At 69.8% G+C, this 21976-nt stretch carries 19 protein-coding genes; 9 read left to right on the top strand and 10 right to left on the bottom strand.

Features of this window, described 5'->3' with window-relative positions; translation table 11 throughout:
* Positions 1 to 6: 6 nt before the first annotated feature.
* The gene (locus tag ASF40_RS12895; RefSeq protein ID WP_056369590.1) at positions 7 to 930 is read right to left on the bottom strand and encodes a LysR family transcriptional regulator; all 924 of its coding nucleotides are present in this window, start codon (positions 928 to 930) and stop codon (positions 7 to 9) included.
* 77 nt (positions 931 to 1007) lie between these two features.
* Between ASF40_RS12895 and ASF40_RS12890 the strand changes: the two genes are divergently transcribed.
* Complete coding sequence (locus ASF40_RS12890) at positions 1008 to 2741, top strand: L-aspartate oxidase (RefSeq protein ID WP_200919488.1); 1734 nt, start codon at positions 1008 to 1010, stop codon at positions 2739 to 2741.
* A gap of 77 nt (positions 2742 to 2818) precedes the next feature.
* Positions 2819 to 3145 (top strand): hypothetical protein, encoded by a 327-nt coding sequence (locus ASF40_RS12885; RefSeq protein ID WP_056369588.1) that lies wholly within the window; start codon positions 2819 to 2821, stop codon positions 3143 to 3145.
* Positions 3146 to 3200: 55 nt separating this feature from the next.
* Here ASF40_RS12885 and ASF40_RS12880 read toward each other — a convergent pair whose 3' ends face one another.
* The 4 genes from ASF40_RS12880 to ASF40_RS12865 all read right to left on the bottom strand — a co-directional run bounded on the left by ASF40_RS12880 (position 3201) and on the right by ASF40_RS12865 (position 10243).
* Positions 3201 to 6617 carry an error-prone DNA polymerase gene (locus ASF40_RS12880; RefSeq protein WP_056369586.1) on the bottom strand — a complete coding sequence of 1139 codons (3417 nt, stop codon included), beginning with the start codon at positions 6615 to 6617 and terminating at the stop codon, positions 3201 to 3203.
* A gap of 126 nt (positions 6618 to 6743) precedes the next feature.
* Positions 6744 to 8450 carry a Y-family DNA polymerase gene (locus tag ASF40_RS12875; protein ID WP_056369584.1) on the bottom strand — a complete coding sequence of 569 codons (1707 nt, stop codon included), beginning with the start codon at positions 8448 to 8450 and terminating at the stop codon, positions 6744 to 6746.
* A 1-nt stretch (position 8451) separates the two neighbouring features.
* A complete protein-coding gene (locus tag ASF40_RS12870) occupies positions 8452 to 9273 on the bottom strand; it encodes a hypothetical protein (RefSeq protein WP_235560226.1) in 822 nt (273 codons plus the stop codon).
* Between the two features lie 70 nt (positions 9274 to 9343).
* Complete coding sequence (locus ASF40_RS12865; RefSeq protein ID WP_056369582.1) at positions 9344 to 10243, bottom strand: EamA family transporter; 900 nt, start codon at positions 10241 to 10243, stop codon at positions 9344 to 9346.
* Positions 10244 to 10283: 40 nt separating this feature from the next.
* Here ASF40_RS12865 and ASF40_RS12860 point away from each other — a divergent pair, with 40 nt between their 5' ends.
* Together ASF40_RS12860 and ASF40_RS12855 are read left to right on the top strand one after the other, a co-directional pair.
* A complete protein-coding gene (locus ASF40_RS12860) occupies positions 10284 to 10808 on the top strand; it encodes a MarR family winged helix-turn-helix transcriptional regulator (protein WP_157549651.1) in 525 nt (174 codons plus the stop codon).
* A 102-nt stretch (positions 10809 to 10910) separates the two neighbouring features.
* On the top strand, positions 10911 to 11312 hold the full coding sequence (locus tag ASF40_RS12855) for a hypothetical protein (RefSeq protein ID WP_056369579.1): 402 nt from the start codon (positions 10911 to 10913) through the stop codon (positions 11310 to 11312).
* A 12-nt stretch (positions 11313 to 11324) separates the two neighbouring features.
* Here the strand turns inward: ASF40_RS12855 and ASF40_RS12850 are convergent, their stop codons facing one another.
* The 4 genes from ASF40_RS12850 to ASF40_RS12835 form a co-directional block, all read right to left on the bottom strand.
* Positions 11325 to 11822: an HNH endonuclease gene (locus tag ASF40_RS12850; protein WP_056369577.1), complete on the bottom strand. Its 498-nt coding sequence runs from the start codon at positions 11820 to 11822 to the stop codon at positions 11325 to 11327.
* Between the two features lie 365 nt (positions 11823 to 12187).
* Positions 12188 to 13105 carry a M23 family metallopeptidase gene (locus tag ASF40_RS12845; RefSeq protein ID WP_056369575.1) on the bottom strand — a complete coding sequence of 306 codons (918 nt, stop codon included), beginning with the start codon at positions 13103 to 13105 and terminating at the stop codon, positions 12188 to 12190.
* A gap of 313 nt (positions 13106 to 13418) precedes the next feature.
* Positions 13419 to 14120 (bottom strand): metal-dependent transcriptional regulator, encoded by a 702-nt coding sequence (locus ASF40_RS12840; RefSeq protein WP_056369572.1) that lies wholly within the window; start codon positions 14118 to 14120, stop codon positions 13419 to 13421.
* A gap of 352 nt (positions 14121 to 14472) precedes the next feature.
* Positions 14473 to 15306 carry an endonuclease domain-containing protein gene (locus tag ASF40_RS12835; RefSeq protein ID WP_056369570.1) on the bottom strand — a complete coding sequence of 278 codons (834 nt, stop codon included), beginning with the start codon at positions 15304 to 15306 and terminating at the stop codon, positions 14473 to 14475.
* Positions 15307 to 15574: 268 nt separating this feature from the next.
* On the opposite strand from ASF40_RS12835, the gene serC reads away from it, so the two are divergent.
* Positions 15575 to 16690, top strand: a complete 1116-nt coding sequence (serC, locus tag ASF40_RS12830) for a phosphoserine transaminase (RefSeq protein WP_056369568.1) — start codon at positions 15575 to 15577, stop codon at positions 16688 to 16690.
* On the opposite strand, the gene ASF40_RS12825 is transcribed toward serC, so the two are convergent.
* Positions 16666 to 17340 (bottom strand): TetR/AcrR family transcriptional regulator, encoded by a 675-nt coding sequence (locus tag ASF40_RS12825; RefSeq protein WP_056369566.1) that lies wholly within the window; start codon positions 17338 to 17340, stop codon positions 16666 to 16668. The two genes, serC and ASF40_RS12825, sit on opposite strands and share 25 nt — an antisense overlap.
* 201 nt (positions 17341 to 17541) lie before the next feature.
* Between ASF40_RS12825 and ASF40_RS12820 the strand changes: the two genes are divergently transcribed.
* From ASF40_RS12820 to ASF40_RS12805, 4 genes are all read left to right on the top strand, one after another.
* Positions 17542 to 19194 carry an ABC transporter substrate-binding protein gene (locus tag ASF40_RS12820; protein ID WP_056369564.1) on the top strand — a complete coding sequence of 551 codons (1653 nt, stop codon included), beginning with the start codon at positions 17542 to 17544 and terminating at the stop codon, positions 19192 to 19194.
* Positions 19195 to 19268: 74 nt separating this feature from the next.
* A complete protein-coding gene (locus tag ASF40_RS12815) occupies positions 19269 to 20093 on the top strand; it encodes an ABC transporter ATP-binding protein (protein ID WP_056369562.1) in 825 nt (274 codons plus the stop codon).
* Positions 20090 to 20899 (top strand): ABC transporter ATP-binding protein, encoded by an 810-nt coding sequence (locus ASF40_RS12810; RefSeq protein WP_056369559.1) that lies wholly within the window; start codon positions 20090 to 20092, stop codon positions 20897 to 20899. Before ASF40_RS12815 ends, ASF40_RS12810 begins: the two co-directional genes overlap by 4 nt.
* Positions 20896 to 21975 carry an ABC transporter permease gene (locus ASF40_RS12805; protein ID WP_056369556.1) on the top strand — a complete coding sequence of 360 codons (1080 nt, stop codon included), beginning with the start codon at positions 20896 to 20898 and terminating at the stop codon, positions 21973 to 21975. The genes ASF40_RS12810 and ASF40_RS12805 overlap by 4 nt, the downstream gene beginning before the upstream one ends.
* The last annotated feature ends 1 nt before the right edge of the window (position 21976 follow it).

Here is a 21976-nt window from a genome sequence, read left to right as displayed (position 1 = left end):
CTGCGGCTAGGCGAGTCGCATCGTGGCCTGGGGTCCCGCGGCGAGCGCGGCGGCGGTGCGGACGATCGTCTGCTCCATCACCCCGACGGCCGCCGTCGGCGAGATGTCGGCGACGCGGGCGATGCTGATGGTGCGCGTCAGCGTCGGGTCGGACAGGCGCACCGACCGGAGCCCTGAGCGCTCGATGAGCACCATCGCGGGCACGATCGCGACACCGATCCCCCGCTCGACGAAGCGCAGCACGGCGTCCATCTCCGCGCCCTCGATCACCGTGTATGGGGACAGCCCCGCGGCCGCGAACGCCGCGTCGGTCGTCGCCCGAAGGTCGTACGTCGAGCTGAACACCACCTGGGGCAGACCGGCCACCTCGCCGAGACCGATGCTCTCGCGCGCGGTGAGCGGTGGTGCACCGGCCGAAGAGATGACGACCAGCTCCTCGACGAGAAGCGGCGCGACGCTGAGTCGCTCCGGGGATGCCGGACCCGACGTCGTGATCAACGCGAGGTCCAGCTCACCGCCGGCGAGGTGATCCAGCAGACCGCGCGAACCGCTCTCGGTGATGTGCAGCTCGATCCCGGGATGGGCCGCGTGGAAGGCGCTCAGCACCTCGGCGACCAGGCTGATGCACAGAGTCGGGGTCGCGCCCAGGCGCACCCGCCCGCGCTGGAGTCCGGCCAGCTCGTCGAGTTCACGGCGGACGGATGCCGCGTCCGCCAGCATCCGCCGCGCGAGGGGCAGCAGCGACTCCCCCGCGACCGTCAGCGTGCTGCCCGCTCGTGCACGGTGGAACAGCTCGGCGCCCAGGCTCTGCTCGAGCGTCGAGATCTGACGACTGAGCGACGGCTGCGCCAGGTGCAGCTGCTCGGCCGCGCGCGTGAAGTTGCCGAGCTGAGCAACCGTGACGAACGCGCGAAGCTGCTCAAGATTCATGTGTATAGCGTATCGCTATGGATGTGACCATGAATATGCATTGGAGTGATCGAACAGAACTGCCTAACATGTCTGACGTGATCCCTGCAGAGCGCCAGCTTTCCACCACCGTCCTCGTGATCGGCACCGGCGGTTCCGGTCTTCGCGCTGCCATCGAGCTCGCCGAATCCGGCGTCGACGTGGTCGCCCTGGGCAAGCGACCGAAGTCGGACGCCCACACCTCCCTTGCTGCCGGCGGCATCAACGCTGCGCTCGGCACCATGGATGCCGACGACAGCTGGCAGCAGCACGCCGCCGACACGCTGAAGGAGAGTTACCTCCTCGCCAACCCGCACACCGTCGAGATCGTCACGTCGGGCGCCGCCCGCGGCATCGAAGACCTCGAGCGGTACGGCATGCCGTTCGCCCGCGAGGACGACGGCCGCATCTCACAGCGATTCTTCGGTGCGCACACCTACCGTCGCACCGCGTTCGCCGGCGACTACACCGGCCTCGAGATCCAGCGCACGCTGATCAACCGCGCCGCACAGCTGCAGGTGCCCGTCCTCGACACCGTGTATGTGACGCGCATCCTCGTGAACGACAACGGCGCGGTCTTCGGGGCGTACGGGTTCGACATCGAGGACGGCACGCGCTATCTGATCCACGCCGACGCGGTGATCCTCGCCGCAGGCGGGCACAACCGCATCTGGCGGCGCACGTCGTCGCGACGCGATGAGAACACCGGCGACTCCTTCCGTCTCGCGGTCGAGGCGGGCGGCCGCCTTCGCGACCCCGAGCTCGTGCAGTTCCACCCCAGCGGCATCATCGAGCCCGAGAACGCGGCCGGGACGCTCATCTCGGAGGCGGCTCGCGGCGAGGGCGGCATCCTGCGCAACGGTCTCGGCGAGCGGTTCATGCACAAGTACGACCCCGAGCGCCTCGAGCTGTCCACGCGCGACCGTGTCGCCCTCGCGTGCTACACCGAGATCAAGCAGGGCCGTGGCACGCCGAACGGGGGCGTCTGGCTGGATGTCTCCCACCTCCCGCGTGAGACGATCATGACCCGCCTCCCCCGCGTCTACCAGACGATGCTCGAGCTGCAGATGCTCGACATCACCAAGGAGCCGATCGAGATCGCGCCGACGGCGCACTACTCGATGGGCGGCGTCTGGGTGCGATCGTCGGACCACTCCACCGATGTCCCCGGCCTCTACGCGATCGGCGAGGCGTCCTCGGGACTCCACGGCGCCAACCGCCTCGGCGGCAACTCACTGATCGAGCTCCTGGTGTTCGGCCGCATCGTCGGACAGGCGGCCGCTGCGTACTCCGCGGCGCTGCCCGCCCAGACGCGCTCGGCCGCGGCGGTAGCGACGGCTCGCGCGGAGATCGACGATCTGCTCGCCGCATCCGGAACCGAGAACGTCCGGGCGCTCCAGCGGGCGATCCGCGACACCATGACCGAGCACGCCGGAGTGGTGCGCGACGAACAAGGGCTGCTCACCGGCCTCGCGGAGCTCGACGCGATCGAGGCGCGGATGGCCGATATCGGGGTTCACCCCGATATCGCGGGCTACCACGACCTCGCGCACGCGTTCGACCTGAAGTCGGCGGCGCTCGCCGCCCGCGCGACGCTCGAAGCCGCGCTCGAGCGCCGAGAAACGCGCGGCTGCCACAACCGGAGCGACTACCCCGACATCGATCCCGAACTGCAGGTCAACCTGGTGTGGTCCCCCTCGACCGGCGTCGTGCGGGAACAGATCCCGCCCATCCCTGCCGACATCAGGGCGCTCATGCGCGAGGTGTCGGTCGTCGGGAAGCTCGTCGAGTAGGCCGCCGGGGTCTACCCCGTTCGGCCGCGGGCTGCAACCCCGAGGGCGAACGCGGGTGCGCGAGGTAGAAAGGCCTCGTGAAGAGGGTCATCTACGCGGGAAGCGAATTCGTGACGGGGGACGACATCGCGGGCGCCCTCCTCGGCTGCGGCCAGGCGCTGGCCGAAGCCGGTGAGGCGGAAGCTGTGACGGTTCCGATCAGGGAGTTGGACGGATCCGTGGGCGAGGTGACGGTGCTCATCGGCCCGGCGAGCCAGATGGTCGCGCGCGATGCCCACAGCGACGACGACGAACTGGTCGACGATGGCGCTGTCGCCCGCCTGAACTCGATCCAGCGACGCCTGCGCCCGGTCGCGGTGATCGATCTCCCCCCTTCGCACGACGACTGGGACGACGAGATCTGACAGACTCACTCGATCATCCACTGCCGAATGGAGAATGCCGGCGTGGCGGCATCCGTCAGCGGAAGTCCCTCGCGCGGTGCTGCACGCCGACGCGGAGATCCTCGAACGCGTCGGCGATGAGGTTCGTCACGCCCTCGGACGAGCGCTCGAGAATGCCGCGCGCGATGAGCGCCGGGGAGTCGCGCACGATGCGGCGGTAGCGGTTCCAGACGCCGAGCGAGCACACGATGTTGACGAGGCCGTGCTCATCCTCGAGATTCAGGAACGTGATCCCGGATGCTGTCGCCGGCCGTTGCCGGTGGGTCACGAGCCCCGCGACCTCGACGCGGCGGCCGACCTCGTGACTGCGCAGCTCGCGGGAAGTCAGGACGCCCCGCGCATCGAGCCCGGAGCGGTAGTGGGTGATCGGATGGTCGTCGGTCGAGATGCCCGTCGCCCACAAGTCGGCGGCGAGGCGCTCGTAGCTGGTGGGGTCGGCGAACAGCGGCGGCTGCACCGCGATGAGCGAGTCCGGCAGGAACTCGGGGCGGTCCTGCGCGGCCGACCCGGCGAGCCAGATCGCCTCTCGACGACTGAGACCGAGGCATTCGAACGCGCCCGCTGTGGCGAGCGCCTCGACCTGCACCGCGGTGATGCTGGTGCGCCGCACGAGATCGCGGAGATCGCGGAACAGCCCGCCCGTCTCGCGCGCGGTGACGATGCGCTGTGCGACCGTCGCCCCGATCCCCTTCACTCCGGCCAGGCCAAGCCGCACCGCGAACCTCCCGTCGCGGCGGTGCGCTGCGGACTCGTCGGGCGCGTCGAGGTCGAAGAGCCCGACCGGCGGCTGCTTCCGCTCGGCGCACGAGTCGAGGCCGGTCGGCCCTTCTGCCCCGGTCGCTGAGCCTGTCGAAGCGCCGGCGACGGCTTCGAGCACCGCCTCGCTGCCCGAGAGGTGCAGGTCGGGACGGCGCACCTCGACGCCGTGGTGGCGCGCGTCCCCCACGAGGGTCGCCGGTGAGTAGAAGCCCATCGGCTGCGCCCGCAGCAGCCCCGCGAGGAACGCGGCCGGATAGTGCAGCTTGATCCACGAGCTGGCGTACACGAGCAGCGCGAACGACAGGGAGTGCGATTCCGCGAAGCCGAAGTTCGCGAACGCCTGGATCTTGGCGTAGATCGCGTCGGCCTCCTCGCCCACGAGGTCGTTCTCGGCCATGCCGGCATACAGCTTCTTCTTCAGCGAGTCGATGCGCTCGATCCCGCGCTTGGAGCCCATGGCGCGGCGCAACAGGTCGGCGTCCTCGCCGGTGAGCCCGCCGACGGCCATGCCCATCTGCATGAGCTGCTCCTGGAACACCGGGATGCCGAGCGTGCGCTCGAGCACCGGCACGAGCTTGGGATGCGGGTAGGTCACCTTCTCCTGTCCGAGCTTGCGCTTGACGAACGGGTGCACCGCGCCGCCCTGGATGGGGCCGGGGCGGATGAGCGCGATCTCGATCACGAGGTCGTAGAACCGGCGCGGCTGCAGGCGCGGGAGAAGCCCCATCTGCGCGCGCGACTCGACCTGGAACACCCCGATCGAGTCGGCGCGGCACAGCATGTCGTAGACCGCCTTCTCCTCCTTCGGGATCGTCGACAGCTCCCAGTCCTCCCCCGTCGAGACGCGGATCATGTCGAAGCAGTACTGCAGGGCGGCCAGCATCCCGAGGCCCAGCAGGTCGAACTTCACGAGACCCATCCATGCTGCGTCGTCCTTGTCCCACTGGATCACCGTGCGGTTCTCCATGCGCGCGTGCTCGATCGGCACGACCTCGCCCACCGGGCGGTCGGTGAGCACCATTCCGCCGGAGTGGATGCCGAGGTGCCGCGGCGCCTTGAGCAGCTCGGACGCGAACTCCAGCACCTGATCGGGGATGTCGTGGCCGGCGCCGGTCTCGAGGAGGGCTCCCCATCCCTCGATCTGCTTCGACCAGGCGTCCTGCTGCCCCGGCGAATGCCCCAGCGCCTTGGCCATGTCGCGCACGGCGTTCTTGGGGCGGTACTGGATGACGTTCGCGACCTGCGCCGCGCGATCGCGCCCGTACTCCCGGTACACCCACTGGATGACCTCTTCCCGACGGTCGGAGTCGAAGTCGACGTCGATGTCGGGCTCCTCCTCACGCAGGCTCGACAGGAACCGCTCGAACGGCAGGTCGTACGCGATCGCGTCGACGGCGGTGATGTCGAGCAGGTAGCAGATGGCGCTGTTGGCGGCGGACCCGCGCCCCTGACAGAGGATGCCCTGGCTCCGCGCGAACTGCACGATGCCGTGGACGATCAGGAAGTAGCCCGGGAAGTCCTTCATCTCGATGACCCCGAGCTCCTTCTCGATGCGCGCCCGGTTCTCCTCCGTCAGGTCGGGGTACTTGCGCGGCACCGCCTCCCACACCAGGTGCCGCAGCCACGACATCGGCGTGTGCCCTTCGGGCACCTTCTGCTTCGGGAGCGCGGGCTTGGCCTTGCGCAGCGGGAAGGCGAGCTCGTCGGCGAGCGTCACGGTGCGGGCGACAGCGTCGGGAAATCGCACGAAGCGCTCCGCCATCTCGGCCCCCGACCGCAGATGGGCACCGGCGTGCGCGGGCAGCCAGCCGTCGAGCTCGTCGAGACCGCGGTTCGCGCGCACGGCGGCGACCGCCGCGGCGAGCAGCTGCCGCTTCGGCACGGCGTAGTGGACGTTGTTGGTCGCGAGGATCGGGAGGCCCCGCTCCCGCGCGAGCCCGACGAGCACGTCGTTGTCACGGGTGTCGAGCGGGTTGCCGTGGTCGATGAGCTCGACGTGCACGTTGTCCTTCCCGAACAGCGTCACGAGGCGGTCGAGCTCGCCGGCTGCCGCGTCGGGACTCTCGGCGAGCCCGCGGCGCACGGCGCCCTTGCGGCACCCGGTGAGCACCGCCCACTCCCCCGCCGCGTGCGCGGCGAGCTCCTCGAGGTCGTAGACCGGCCGGCCCTTCTCCGCCCCCTGCAGCTGCGCGTGCGTGATCGCGCCCGCCAGCCGGTGGTACCCCTCCTCACCACGGGCGAGCACCAGCAGGTGCGCGCCGACCGGATCGGCCTCGCCGTTCTGCGGCTTCGGCAGCTCGAGCGACAGCTCGGCGCCGAACACGGTCTTGAGCTGCAGCGACTCCGCAGCTTCCGCGAACCGTACGATGCCGTAGAACCCGTCGTGATCGGTGACCGCGAGGGCATGCAGCCCCAGACGCTCCGCCTCTTCGGCGAGCTCCTCGGGCGAGGAGGCTCCGTCGAGGAACGAGTACGACGAGTGCGCGTGCAGCTCGGCGTACGGGATCGCATCGGCCGGACGCTCGATCTCGGGCGCGACGTACGGCCCGCGCTTGTGCGACCACGCGGGGCTGTCGCCGCCGTCCGCGCCGACCGGTGGCGCGTCGGGCCGGCGACGGCCGCTCAGCACGCGCTCCATCTCGGACCATGGCACGCCCGGGTTGTTGAAGCCCATCAGGCGCCCCTGGTTCCGGTCGTTGAGCGAGCGTGCGAGACGAAGCGCGACGCTCCGACGTCGTTCCTCGATCCGGGGCGTTTCGTCTCGCTCGTTCCTCGCTCGCTCAACGACCGGTGGCAGGCGTCAGTCATAGGTGGCCTCCGCCGTCCAGGCGTCGCCGTCGCACACCAGCAGCCACGCGGACCCGTCGGCGTCGACGACCTGGAACCGGTGCGCACGGCGCGAGCGCGCGGCATCCCATCCGCGCTCCACCACCGGCCAGGGTCCCGCCCACGCCTCGATCGCGCGACGGCGACCGCTTTCGATGAAGAGCGCAGGCACGGCCGAGACGTTCCCCCGCTCGTCGACGTCGACCAGCTCGCCGCCGAGCGCCCGCACGTCGACCGGCACCGGGTCGGCGAACACCGTCGTGGGCAGCGGGTCGGGCAGGCTCCCCGGCCAAGGTCGCGCGCGCTGCGCCGCGAGACCCCCGGCGCCGATCGCCTTCCGGTCGCGTTCGTCCTTGTCTCCCCAGGGCACGAGCACCTGGCGCTCGGCCAGCCACCTCCCGCCGCCGATCGCGGGGGTCAGCACGCCGCGGTGCCCGAGCATCGCCTGCACACGCGACAGCGCGTGGTGCACCCGCTCCTCGGGTCCGCCGCCGAACAGCGCCGGAGCGTGATGGGATGCCGCATCCACCGCTTCCGGCGAGATCCGCACGAGCGTCACCCCGCTGCGCAGCCCGCCTCCGGCCGCGTCGCCCGTCCCGACGTCCTCCGCGAGCTGCCAGCGCACGCGGTCGATAACCGCCGCGGCGTCGAAGGATCCGGGATGCAGCCACACCCTCTCGCTGCGCTCCCCCCGGTCTCCGACGAGTTCGACCCGCAGTTCGGTGCAGACGAGGTCGACGGCGCCGAGACCCGCGACGAAGTCGTCGGCGGTGACGCGCATGGCGAACGCCACCTGATCGGCGATCTCGAGGGGCGGCTCGAACGCGATCTCCCGCTGCAGCTCGGGCGGCGGTGTGCGCGGCTGCACCGGTCGCGAGTCGTGCCCTGCGGCGAGCGCGTGAAGCCGGACGCCCCGCTCGCCGAACCGCTCGCGCACGCGATCGGTCGGCATCTCGGCGAACCCGCCGAGGGTCTGCACGCCGAGCCGGGCGAGCAGGCCGGCGAGGTCCGTCGCCTCCTTCGCCCCCGCTGCGCCGGCGCCGAGCAGCGCGGAGGCGTCGAGCACCGACACCGGCAGCGGGGCGAGGAAGCCTGCCGCACCACCGGCGGGCACGACGAAGACCGGATCTGCGGCGTTCGTGCCGCCGCGCGCCGCCTGCTCCGCAGTGAACGGCCCGTCGGCGATGCCCACCCGCACCCCGTCGAGCCCTGACTCGTGGAGGGTGCCGATCAGCATGCGGGCGGCCTCGACCTCGCCGCCGTAGTACCGCGCCGGACCCCGCGCGCGCAGCGCGCACAGCCCCGGACGCACCAGCTGCACGCCGGGCGCCCTCTCTTCGATCAGCGACACGACCGGGGCGAATGCGCGGTGATCGCGGGCGGCGTCCGCGGTGACCAGCGTCAGCCCGGGACACCGCGCCTGGGCATCGCGCCGGCGCTGCCCGCGGCGCACGCCCTCCGCACGCGCGGACGCCGAGCACGCGACCACGAGATTGCGCTCCACGACGGCGACCGGGGGCTTCGCCTCGAACTCCTCCTGCGCCGCATCCGTGCAAGTACCCGGCCGCGGTCCGACCGCGTCCTCGGCAGCCGCGGCCGTACCAGCTTCCCGCTCGAGAGCCGTGACCGGCCAGTCGGGGAACCACAGCACGAGACTCCGCACCGGCGCACCCGGAGTCATGTCACCCCACCGCCCTGATCGGCTGCGGGAAGGAGTCCGCGGATCCGGCCGAGGGCAGCGTCTCGACGGGGCGCATGCGCTCGGGCGCGGCGGAGACGTGCCCCGCAGCATCTGGAAGCATCACGCGCGCCCGTCGCGAACGCGGCCAGCGCCGACTGGACGACATCAGCGTCACCGCCCGGCCCGCGAGGTACCCGTGCCCGCGGCCGACGCCCTCCCACGCCGGCTCGCCCACCTCGATCACTGCTTCGGCCTGCGGCCAGGGCCCCTGCACGAGCAGGACCGCACCGCGATCGCGCAGCCGCGCCGCCAGACGGGCGATCTCGCCGTCGGCCGCCCGCCCCGACGGACGTACCGCGACCACCGGCACCACCTCGGCGACGGTCGAGGTCACCGCGAGCCAGCGCGCGCCCGGGTCGGGGATGAGCACGAGCCGCGACAGGTCGACCCCGAGCCCTTCGGCCGCCTCGGCGCCGAGCCGCGGCATGCCCAACACCGCGCACCACGACCCGGCCTGCGACGGCTGAGCCAGCAGCGCCAGCAGCACCGACGTCGAACGCGGCAGGGAGTATGCAGACCCCGGGCGAAGACCGCCCCCGGGAAGCAGCGAGGCGAGCGCGGGATGCACCGGCAGCACCGGCGCGTCGAGTCGGCGGCCCTGCACCCGCTCGACCTGGGCGCGCAGCTGCGCGACGGTGTCGGAAGAGGACGTGCCCGCGGGCGGTGTGCCCACCGCACCGAGGGCAGTGGGTGGGGTGCCCGTCGGCGTCTGGCCGACGGTCTCGTGCACGTACTGTGCCGTGAGTTGCACGATCGCCCTCATTCCCACATTCTAGAACGGATGTTCTAGTCCTTCAACCGCTGGGAATGAGCGTAGTACCAGGTTCCGACAGTTATGTTCGAGACTGCAAGGCCAGTCGCGCCGGACCCACACGCGAAGCCCGCCGGACAGGCGCCGCACCCAGCACGATCCCGACGAGCACGAGACCGACCCCGACAGCCTGCGGCACCCCGAACGCCTCCCCCGCGACCGCCACCCCGAGAACGACGCCGGTGACCGGATTGAGGAGTCCGACCACGCCGACCACCCCCGGAGACAGGCGTCGCAGCCCCGCGAACCACGCGACGTACGCGAGCGCGGTCGCGACGAGCGTGAGATACGCGAAGCCGAGCGCCGACGGCACAGTGAGCGTCGGCGGCGCACCCTCGACGAGCACCGCGGCCGGCAGCAGCACGATCGAGCCGGCGACGAGCTGCCACGCCGTCATCGGCAGCGCGGGAACGTCGGAGCCCCATCGCGCCGTGAGCACGAACCCGATCGACGAGGCGACCATCGCACCGAGCGACGCGGCGACGCCCCAGGGATCGGCGCCTTCCGCGTCGAAGCCCAGCATCACCGCCACGCCGACGAGACCCACGGTCGCGCCCACGACGGCGGCGAGCCGCGGTCGGCGACGCAGCAGCAGCCACGCGAACAGCAGCATGCACGCGGCGGATGCCGACATCAGCGTCGCGGCCAGACTCGACGGCAGCCGCTGTCCGGCGACGTACACGAGCACGAAGAAGCCGCCGACATTCAAGGTGCCGAGCACGAGCGAGCGCCACCACCACGATCCGCGCGGAAGCCTGCGCGCGAGGAGCAGCACGATGAGCCCGGCCGGAAGCGCCCGCAGCACACCACCCCACAGCGGGGATTCCGCCGGCAGCAGGCTGTGCGTGACGACATACCCGCTCCCCCACGCGATCGGTGCGATCGCCGTCACGAGGATCCACATCCATCGCTTATCTTCCATGGAAGATACTTTATCTTACCGGGAAGATAAGATGGGTCGCATGGCCGCCGACGACCGCTCCCCGCACGACGAACCACTCGACCGCGTCGGTGAGATCCAGCGGGAGTGGCGCCGCGAGCGCCCCGACCTCGACCCGTCGCCGCAGGGCGTGATCGGGCGCCTGCACCTCGTCGCGCTCGAACTCACGGAGCGCCTCGTCGCGGTCTACGGCGAGTTCGGACTCAGCGAGGGCGAGTTCGACGTGCTGGCCACGCTCCGCCGCGCCGGTGCGCCGTTCGAGCGCGCCGCCGGCGAGCTCGCCGACCACACCCTCGTCACCACAGGCGGCCTCACCAAGCGCGTCGACCGCCTCGAAGCGCGAGGGCTCGTCGAGCGGCGGGCCGAGGCATCCGATGCCCGAAAGCGCCTGGTGCGACTCACGCCCGAGGGGCGGGACCTCATCGATCGCGCCATCGCCGCCCACCTCGCGAACGAGCGCCGCATCCTCGACGAGCTCGGGACGACGGATGCTGCGTCCCTCGAGCCGATCCTCACCCGCTGGCTGCGCATCCTCGACGGGAGCTGACGCACCCGCATCGACGGACGCATCTTCCCGTCACGGCCTCCGACCCGCTAGCGTGAGGCCGACCGTGGGCTCGCTCCACGAGATCTGCGAGGAGCCCAGCCCATGGACGGTGCCGTTCACCCCAGCCTGCTCGAATCAGTATCGGCGTGGGTGCTGATCGTGTCGTTCGCGCTGTCGCTGATCTACGAGTTCTGGCGGGCGACCGCCAAAGCGGGCACGTCCCGGTACGACTCGATGCGGGCCTTCGTCCAGGGGCTGTGGCTGTACGTGCTCGCCGCCATCGTGATCGTGCTGCTCTTCGTCGGCGTGCCCATCGCAGCCTGGATCGGGCTCATCTTCTCCGTGCTCGTGATCCTGGTGTCGATCTTCTACTACAACCCGAAGATGATGCCCGCGCGCAAACCCGGGCTGTTCGACTGGTTCGAGGACCTCGTCTACACCGGGCTCGCTTTCGTGACCGCGACGCTGCTCGCCCTCGAAGTCGCAGGCCTCACGCTCTCCTGACGCAGCAGGCGATCACGCCGCGAGGGCGAGGTACGGCTCCCACCGCGGATCGGTGCGCTCGGTGCCGCGCACGGTCCACTGCCCGCCCCGGGGCGGGCGCGGCGTGAACCGCAGCTCCCAGTGCATCTCCTGCGGCGTGCGATCGCTCTTGATGTTGTTGCAGCGCAGGCAGCACGCGACGAGGTTCTCCCACGAATCGGCGCCGCCGCGCGAGCGCGGCAGCACGTGGTCGATCGTCGACGCCGCCTTCCCGCAGTACGCGCAGTGGTGATTGTCGCGACGGAGCACGCCCCGACGGGTCACCGGCACGTGGCGACCGCCCGGCACCCGCACGTAGCGGGTGAGGATGATCACGGCCGGGCGTTCGTACGATCGTCGAGTGCCCCACACCGGATCGGTCTCGGTGTGTTCCACCACGGTGGCCTTCTCGTTCATCACGAGCACGAGCGCCCGCTTGAACGACACGACCGCGAGGGGCTCGTAGCCCGCGTTCAGCACCAGAGTGCGCATTGATCATCCTCTCGAATGGCCGGGACGGCTTCTCGGTTATTCGACTTGCGCGACGATCAAGGGCGCAGGGGCATGAAAAAAGGCGCTGTCTTACAGACAGCGCCCTGGCGCCACGGCAATGCCGCGGCATCCGCTCGTGCAATGCCGAAGGACGAGGCGTCCAAGCGCATCCATGGTTCGGATGCGTGGTGTGCAGCCCATCGGCTCCCTCCGCTCTCTCAGCGTCGAGTCCCAGGGTAACCCACCGCGACACGCCCGGGGCGCGCGGCGACTGAACGGCTGATGGCGTGTCGGGTAACGAAGAAGAGAACGGATGCCTCGGCTCGAGGCATCCGTTCTCTGATGTGATTGCAGAAGGTCTGTGATCAGCCCGCGTTGGCCTGCAGCCATGCCCACGGGTCGACGACCGAGCCGTTGATGTGGACTTCGAAGTGCACGTGGCACGCGGTCGAGCTGCCGGTGCTGCCGACGAGGCCGATGAGCTGGCCCGCCGAGACGCTCTGGCCGACCGACACCTGGCGGCTGCCGTACGTCATGTGGCCGTAGAGCGTGTTGACCTGCTGGCCGCCGATCACGTGGTCGATCGAGATACCGACGCCGTAGCCGCCGTAGCTCTCCTGCGAGACCTTGACCACGCCCGCCGCTGCCGCGTAGATCGGCGTGCCGCACGAGGTGAGCAGGTCGACGCCCTGGTGGTAGCCCGAATCCCAGAGGCCGCGGCCCTTGGTGAAGTTGAGGAGGGGCCAGCGCACCTCGCCGGTGCCCGGCGACGTGAGGGCGATGTTCGTGGGGACCGTGGTGCCGCGCGACTTCGCCGCCGAGGCGGCAGCGGCGGCGACCTGGCGCGCACGCTCGGCGGCGGCCTCTTCGGCCTTCTTCTTCTCGATCTCTTCCGCGGTGGTGGCCGCGTAGCTCTCGCGCGACAGCTCGCTGGCGTTCGCGTCGGAGGCGGCGACGAACGTCTGCGCGTTGTCGACGGCCATCTGCTGGATCGTCTTGGAGTCCTCTGCCACGGCGGTGGCGCCGGCGGCGAACGCCGGGATGGCAACCGTGGCGACGAGACCGCCCACCATCGTCAGCACCACGAGGCTGCGCAGCGGCTTGACGACTCGCCCCTTCTTGGACGACGCGGCGGGGCGGGCTTGCGCCTTGGCCGCGGTCGGCTTCACAGGCGCGACGGCGCGGGATCGTCGCACCGGGTTCTTCCGAATGCGCGCACGACGGTTCTGGTCCGCCGCGGCGTGCTCGGGCACATTCGCGTGCGACTCGATCTCTTCAGCCAAACTTGTCCTCCGGCGCCTCTGCGCCAGGGCGCCTGGCTCGTCAGCACTCGGTGTCGGGGCACGATGTGCGGGCTTCACCACATGTGGACGACGAGCCGGTGAGGCAATCCACGCGGGGTCCGGACGGCGGGCTTCTCGCCTGTTGGACTTTTCGAGGCTACCCGAAGGTCACGGTTATGTCACGCTCCGCGCCTGGCAATCTCCGCACAGTGCATCATCGACGCCCGCGGAATGCGGCATCCGGCGTCGTGGCGCAGCGTTCGAAGCCCGGAAAGACGGTCAGGATCGTCCCATTCAGTGGACTGCGCCCACCTCAGCGGACGTCGTCGACGAGGAAGATGTGCGACGCGATCTCGACCGGGAGCTCCAGGCCCTCGTCGCTGCCCTGCATCTGCACGAGCACGTAGCCCTCGTTGTAGCGATAGTCACCGACGGCACCCGGCACGACACCGGCGCCCTTCAGCTGCTGCAGCAGTTCGGGGTCGACCTGCGCGGGCTCTGCCAGCCGGCGGACGGTGCCGGTGATGGGCTCGCCGGCGTCATTGAGGCGGCGCACGAGACCCACGACGCCCTGCTCGAAGCCGTTGGTCGGCACGTCGCCGAGCTGGTCGAGACCGGGGATCGGGTTGCCGTACGGGGACTCGGTCGGGTGGCCCAGCAGCTCGACGAGGCGACGCTCGACCTGCTCGCTCATCACGTGCTCCCAGCGGCAGGCCTCTTCGTGCACGTAGGCCCAGTCCAGCCCGATGACATCGGACAGCAGGCGCTCGGCGAGCCGGTGCTTGCGCATGACGTCGACGGCCTTCTGCCGCCCGGCGTCGGTCAGCTCGAGGGTGCGGTCCTCGGAGACGACGACGAGTCCGTCGCGCTCCATGCGGCCGATCGTCTGCGACACCGTCGGGCCCGAGTGCCCGAGGCGCTCCGAGATGCGCGCCCGCAGCGGCACGATGTTCTCCTCCTCGAGCTCGAGGATCGTGCGCAGGTACATCTCAGTGGTGTCGATCAGATCGGTCATCGCGGTGTCCTCAGGTGTCTCAAGGGGCTGAGGACAGCCTATCCTCTGCTCCCGACGCCGAGGCCTGCCTTCGCCTGCCGCTGCAGCTCGACCCAGCGCCACTGCACTCGCGCCCGCATGCGTCTCCGCTCCTGCCGTACCCGCGCCCACGCCCGTGCCCGTGCCCGTACCCGCGCCCACGCCCGTGCCCGTGCCCACGCCCGTGCCCGCGCCCATCCCCGCGCCGTGGTGCGCCAGGCCCCAACAGGTCAACCAGGCTTTCACAGGACCATCCGGCACTGAATGGCCCTGCAAAGACCCGGTTGACCTGTTGAAGGGAAGACGGAGGAGACCTCGCCCGCGGCGCGCGACATCAATCAGCGCGAGGCAGTCGCTGGGCCACAGCCCTCATGATGAGGTCCTGCACCTCGTGCCAGCGCTCGATCACCTGCACGTACGTCACCCGAATCACGCGGTAGCCGAGCAGCATGAGAGCGGCATCGTGCGCGACATCCTCGGCGCGCTGCATCCCGACGTGGTGCCCACCGTCGATCTGCACGACCAGCCGGTCGCCGATGAGGAAGTCCGCCCGATGCCCGTGAATCCAGATCTGCGATCGGAGAGGAAGCCGGAGCCAACGCAGCCGCGTGCGGAAGATCGTCTCCAGCCCCGAGTCCGCGAAGGGGGTCGCCTCCTCAAGGAGTCCTCGAACGGATTCCGCCAAAGGCAGGCGGGCGAGTTCGGCCTTGTCGACGAGTTGAAGGTTGAGCGCGGACTCCCACACGGCGAGCGCGCTCTCATGCGGCTGACACCGCGCGACAATGAGCAGCGTGTTCAGGATGCTGTCCTCCAGCGTTCCCGGCGCGCGCGGCTCGACCGGCCGAGCCCAGTGCACGGTCGCCTTCTGGTTCTGCAGCTTCAGCCTCGACGCGCTCGGTGGCGCACCGACGTGCGGGCCGTCCTCGGCGAGGACCCACAGCCCTAAGCGCTTCGCCCGCGTGATGCACGTGAGCACCACGCCCGCCCGCGCCGCCGCCATGAGGTGGGGATCAGCGTCCGGAACTGCCACCCATCCCCGCCGCGGCCTGGTCACGAGGCCCGCGGCCATCGCGCACTCGATCGTGTAGCCGCTGACCCCTGCCTTCATGAGCGCCGCTCTGAGCGCGACGCCGCCACGTGCGTGCAGCTCCACCATGAGATCCGCCATCCCTGCATGCTCACGGCTCCGCCACGCTCCACACCGCCGTACTGGGCACGATCAGAACAACTCGCGTGCGCACCATCCGTCCCCTCCCCTGTGGAGGAGGCTCGACAGGTCAACCGGGGTTCTGCATGAGCCGATCCCCGGATCGCATCCTGCGCATGCCCGGTTGACCTGTCGAAGAGGAGGACGGATGCTGCGCCGCCAGCACGCCGGAGCGTCACGACCTGTCACGCGGGCGAGGCGGCGGTGCGGGCCTCTCTAGAATCGACGCATGGCACACGTCCTCCTGCCCCGTGAGATCCTGCCCGCCGACGGACGCTTCGGCTGCGGCCCGTCGAAGATCGCGCCCGCGCACATCGAGGCGCTCGCGGGCCCCGGGTCGGCGCTCTTGGGCACCTCCCACCGCCAGGCCCCGGTCAAGGAGCTCGTCGGCCAGGTGCGCGCCGAGCTGAGCCAGCTGTTCCGCCTGCCCCACGGGTACGAGGTCATCCTCGGCAACGGAGGGTCGACGGCGTTCTGGGATGCCGCAGCCTTCGGCCTCATCGAGAAGCGCAGCCAGAACCTCGTGTTCGGCGAGTTCGGCGGCAAGTTCGCCGCTGCCGCGAAGACACCCTGGCTCGACGCCCCCGACGTGCGCACGGTCGACGCGGGCACGAGCACCGTCGCGGAGGCCGTCGACGGTGTCGATGTGTATGCGTGGCCGCACAACGAGACCTCGACCGGCGTGTCGACCTCGATCTCGCGTGTGAACGGCGACGAGGGCGCGCTCACCGTCATCGACGCGACCAGCGCGGCGGGCGGCATCGACTTCTCGGTGCACCAGGCCGACGTCTACTACTTCGCCCCGCAGAAGAACCTCGGCTCGGACGGCGGCCTGTGGTTCGCTCTGGTGTCGCCGGCCGCGATCGAGCGCATCGAGCGCATCGCGGCGTCAGGCCGCTACATCCCCGAGTTCCTGAGCCTCAAGAACGCGCTCGACAACTCGCGACTCAACCAGACCCTCAACACCCCCGCGCTCGCGACGCTGTTCCTCCTCGACAAGCAGCTCGACTGGATCCTCTCGTCGGGCGGCCTCCAGTGGGCCGACGCCCGCACGCGCGAGTCGTCGCAGGCGCTCTACGACTGGGCCGAGGCATCCGCTTTCGCGACTCCCTTCGTCGCCGATGCGGCCGACCGCTCCCCGGTGGTCGTCACGATCGACTTCGACGAGTCGGTGGATGCTGCGGCCGTGGCGAAGAGCCTCCGCGCCAACGGCATCGTCGACACCGAGCCGTACCGCAAGCTCGGACGCAACCAGCTGCGCATCGCGACGTTCGTGTCGATCGACCCGGACGACGTGCGTCAGCTCATCCGCTGCATCGACTACACGGTCGAGCGACTGGGCTGAGCCTGTTCGTCGACCCCGTCCGCAAGCGGTGACGGGGTCGGCGACAGCACGGCCGACACGATCGCCTCGATGGCGAACTCCGACGCGCGCGCGAGCTCGACCGCGGTCGGGTCGAGCAGCCACTGCACCTGCAGGCCGTCCATGACGGCGAGGATGCTCGTCGACGCGTCCGCGATGGTGTCGGGGGCCGTGATGCCACGCTCGGCGCACACGACTTCGAACGCGTGGGCGACCTCGGACCGCAGCGTCCGGTAGCGCTTCTCGAAGAAGTCGCGGCCCGGGTGGTCGTCGGTGACGGACTCGGCCGAGAGCACCGCGTACGCCTGGACGATCCCCGCACGATGCTCGTTGACGAACGCCGTGCGAACGAGGTGACGGAACAGGGGCATCCCGTCGGGGATGTGCTGTTCCTCCAAATCGGCCACGTCGGTCTCGTCGCGGTGCTGGAGGACTTCGATGAGCAGTTGGTCCTTCGAGCCGAAGTGATGCAGGATCCCCGCGTGGGTCATGCCCACCTGGTCGGCGATGTCCTGCAGCGTGCCCCCCGCGAATCCCTTGCTGCCGAAGATCTCGACCGCGGCGTCGAGGATGTCGCGCCTGCGGGCGAGTGTCTCGGGCCGCGAACGCGGCTGCCGACGCTGTGCCGTCATCGGTCGGCGCCCCCTTCTTCGTCGGCGGATCGGATAGGTCTTCGCCGGCGCCTGTGAGTCTACGCACGACCTGTCCGCACGCACCGGAACACCCTACTTGCAAAGTTACTTACTTGATTGTAAGTTGATCCGGCAATCACCCTGACGCCGTCGTCAATCCCCCCGGGAGACACGATGTCGTGCACATACCTAGGAGAAGCAATGAGGCTCAGAACATCCCTCGCCGCCGTCGGTGTCGCCGCGGCGCTGGTGCTCACCGGCTGCGCGGGCGGCGGTGGCAACGACGCCGACTCCGCCGGAGCGGCGCTCACCATCGCGAAGCCCGACGGCGCCATCACCACGGAGTCGAACAACCCCTATCTGGGTGACTCGTCGGCCTCGAAGTACGGCTACGGCAAGGTCATCTTCGAGTCGCTCGCCCTGGTGAACCCGACCGGCGACCTGGGAACCACCCCCTGGCTCGCGGAGTCCGTGGAGTGGAACGACGACTACACGCAGCTCACCGCCGTCGCGCGCAGCGGCGTGAAGTGGAGCGACGGCGAGGACTTCACGGCCGACGACATCGCGTTCTCGTTCAACCAGGTGCTGGACGGCAAGCTCAACGACACCAACGCGCTCGACCTCAAGAGCGTCGCCGTCGACGGCGACACCGTCACCATCGACTTCAACAGCTCGAAGTACACGCAGCAGGCGCGCGTGCTCCACTTCCAGATCGTGCCCGAGCACATCTGGAAGGACATCAAGGACCCGAACACCGACCCCGTCACCGGTGAAGGCCAGGCCGTCGGCACCGGCCCGTACGTGCTCGACTCGTGGACGACCGAGTCGGTCACCCTCGCCGCGAACCCCGACTACTGGGGCGGCGAGCTGTCCGTGCCCGAGCTGCACTACGTCTCGTACGGCGACAACGCGGCCCTGACGACCGCCCTCGCAACGGGCGAGGCCGACTGGGCGCAGGCGTTCATCCCGCAGATCGAGGACAGCTACCTGTCGGCCGATCCCGACAACAAGTTCCTCGCGTCGCCCACGGCGGGTGCGGGCACGCTGTTCATGAACCTGCAGACCAAGCCGTTCAACGACCCGGCTCTCCGTCAGGCGCTGGCGTGGACGATCGACCGCCAGGCCTACGTCGACATCGCGCGTGAGGGCGCGAGCGAGGCGATCTGGAGCGTGACCGGTCTCGGAACGCTGCTCGAGGACGAGATCGTGCCCGAGTACGCCGGCCAGAACTACGAGGTCGACATCGACAAGGCTCGCCAGATCCTGACCGACGCCGGCTACACGTGGGACGGCGAGACCCTCGTCGATCCCGACGGTGAGGATGTCACGTTCTCGATCTCGGTCCCGGCGGGCTGGAGCGACTGGAACACCGAGCAGGCGCTCCTCGCCGAGGAGCTCAAGGAGGGCCTCGGCATCGAGGTCAAGGTCGACCAGCCGGACTGGGGCGGCTGGGATGCCGCACGCCAGGAGGGCACCTTCCAGGCGATCATCCACTGGCTCGAAGACACCGGCAACGCCTATGGCCTGTACACGTCGGCGATGGACCCGAAGTGGATCGTCGACGGCAAGGCAGCTTTCAACTTCGGACGCTTCGACGACCCCGAGGTCACCGCGGCGCTGAACACCTACGCGAACGCGTCGTCCGACGCCGACCGTGAGGCCGCCATCGCGGTGATCGAGAAGGCGTTCGTCGAGAACGTGCCCGTCATCCCGCTGGGTGCGCACCCGCTCCTGGGCGAGTTCAACACCCGCAACTACGTCGGATGGCCGTCTGCAGACGACCAGTACGCCTCGGCGGACCCGACGCAGCCGGCGATCGTGCAGATCCTGACCAAGCTGCAGCCCGCCGAATGACACACCGCGGCGGGGCGGATGCGCACGCATCCGCCCCGCCCGCACGTCACCCACAAGAAAGCGACCCAGCACCGATGAGAGATCCGCTGCTCTCCGTCCACGACTTCTCGATCGTCTACGACGTCGATCCCCCCGTGAAGGCGGTCAAGAACGTCACCCTCGAACTCCAGCGCGGCGAGATCCTCGGACTCGCCGGCGAGAGCGGATGTGGCAAGACCACGCTCGCCTACGGCATCCAGCGCCTCCTCAAGCCGCCTGCGGTCATCACGAGCGGCTCCGTCGTCTTCCACGACGCGAACGGCGAGGACGTCGACATCAACGGCCTCGAGGCCGAGGAGATGCGCCGCTTCCGCTGGGACAAGATCTCGATGGTCTTCCAGGGAGCGATGAACTCCCTCAACCCGGTCGCGACCATCGGCTCGCAGCTCGAGGACGTCTTCGAGGTCCACCGTCCGAACCTCACGCGGTCGCAGCGGCGGGCCGAGGTCATCGATCTCCTCGACATCGTCAAGGTCGGCGCGCAACGTTACCGCTCGTACCCGCACGAACTGTCGGGCGGCATGCGCCAACGCGTCATGATCGCCATGGCCCTCGCGCTGCGCCCGCAGCTGATGGTGATGGACGAGCCCACGACCGCACTCGACGTGCTCGTGCAGCGCGAGATCCTGCGGCAGATCTCCCACCTGCGCCACGAGTTCGGCTTCTCGGTCATCTTCATCACCCACGACCTTCCGCTGCTGCTCGAGATCAGCGACCGCATCGCGATCATGCGCGAGGGCGAGATCGTCGAGCTCGACGCCGCGGAGCGGGTGTGGACCGATCCGCAGGACGAGTACACCCGGACGCTGCTCGCCTCGTTCCCCAGACTCACCGGAGCCAGAGGGGTGGTCCACCGATGACCGTCCTCGAATTCGACGCCGTCACCAAGGTGTACTCGGTGCGCGGCGCCGGTCAGATGAAGGCCCTCGACGACGTGAGCTTCACGCTCCGCTCGGGCCAGACCATCGGCCTGGTCGGCCAGTCCGGCAGCGGCAAGTCGACGATCGCCAAGATCCTCACCCAGCTCGAATCGCCTACGAGCGGCGAGGTCCGTCTCGACGGCAAGCCGATCCCCCGTCGCGGCAAGGGCTTGCGCGCCTATCGCCAACAGCTGCGCATGGTCTTCCAGGATCCGTTCGCGTCGCTCAACCCGTACCACACCATCCGGTACGCCATCCAGCGGCCGCTCGAGCTCGACAAGGTCGTGCCGAAGGCCCAGCTCGACGACGAGGTGCGCCGTCTCCTCGGCCGGGTCCGCCTCGATGCCGACGCCGTCATCGACCGCCGGCCGCACGAGCTGTCCGGAGGCCAGCGTCAGCGCGTCGCGATCGCCCGCGCCCTGGCATCGCGCCCCCAGCTGCTCGTGGCCGACGAGCCGGTCTCGATGCTCGACGTGTCGATCCGCCTCGGCGTGCTCAACCTGCTCGCCGATCTGCAGCGCGAACACGGTCTGGGCGTGCTCTACATCACGCACGACCTCGCCACCGCGCGCCACTTCAGCGACGAGATCCTCGTGCTCAACCAGGGGCGCGTCGTCGAGCGGGGTCCCGCCGACGACGTGATCCTGCGTCCTCAGAACCCGTACACCCAAGAGCTGCGCGCGGCATCCCCCGATCCCGACACCTACTTCGCGCACGCAGCCGGCACCCTCGGAGGTGAGAAGTGAGCGCCGTCGCCCCTCAGCTCCCGGCCCCGGACTTCGACGCGATCGAGGCGGGCACGAGCGCGACCGGCGCGGTCAAGGGCCGCGCGCGCATCCCCTGGCGGTTCCTCGGCAACCGCGCCCTGTTCTACCTGTTCACGCTGTGGGCGGCGATCACGATCAACTTCTTCCTGCCGCGCCTGATGAAGGGCGACGCGGTGACCGCGTATCTCGCCCGCAACCGCAACGTCACGCCCGAGGCGGCCGACGCTCTGCGCGCTCTGCTCGGGCTCGACACCGACGCCTCGCTGTGGCAGCAGTACGTCGACTACTGGGCGCACCTCCTGCGCGGCGACCTCGGCATCTCGCTCCTGCACGGCATGCGGCCGGTGACCGAGGTGGTCGGCCAGTCCCTGATCTGGACCGTCGCCCTCGTCGGCTTCGCGACGCTCATGGCGTTCGCGGTCGGCACCATCGGCGGCGCGATCGTCGGGTGGCGCCGCGGCAGCCGGCTCGACGTCCTCATCCCGATCACCACCTTCTTCAGCACCATCCCCTACTTCTGGCTGGGCCTGCTGGCGATCTCGATCTTCTCGGTCGCGCTCGGGTGGTTCCCGATCGGCAAGGCCTACGGCGTCGGCGTGGCGCCGGAGTGGTCCTGGGAGTTCATCGGCGACGTGCTCCACCACGGCTTCCTCCCCGCGGCGACGATCGTCATCGCCTCGCTCGGCGGCTGGATGCTGGGCATGCGCAACATGATGCTCACGGTGCTCGACGAGGACTACGTCACCGTCGCGCAAGCGAAGGGCATGCCGAACGACCGGGTGCTCTGGCGCTACGCCGCACGCAACGCCGTGCTTCCCCAGATCCAGAGCTTCGCGCTGGCACTCGGCTTCATCGTCGGCGGCACGATCGTGATGGAGGTGGTGTTCAGCTATCCCGGCGTCGGCAAGCTCCTGCTCGACGCCACCAACGCCAAGGACTACGCGCTGATGCAGGGGGTGTTCCTCGTGATCACGATCTCGGTGCTCCTGGCGAACCTCCTCGCCGACGTCGCCTACGCGTTCCTCGACCCGCGCACGCGCCAGACGGAGGCCTGAG

The sequence above is a fragment of the Microbacterium sp. Leaf288 genome (genome assembly GCF_001422925.1).
Classification (GTDB): Bacteria; Actinomycetota; Actinomycetes; order Actinomycetales; family Microbacteriaceae; genus Microbacterium.
This window is presented reverse-complemented; position numbering and strand designations above follow the sequence as displayed.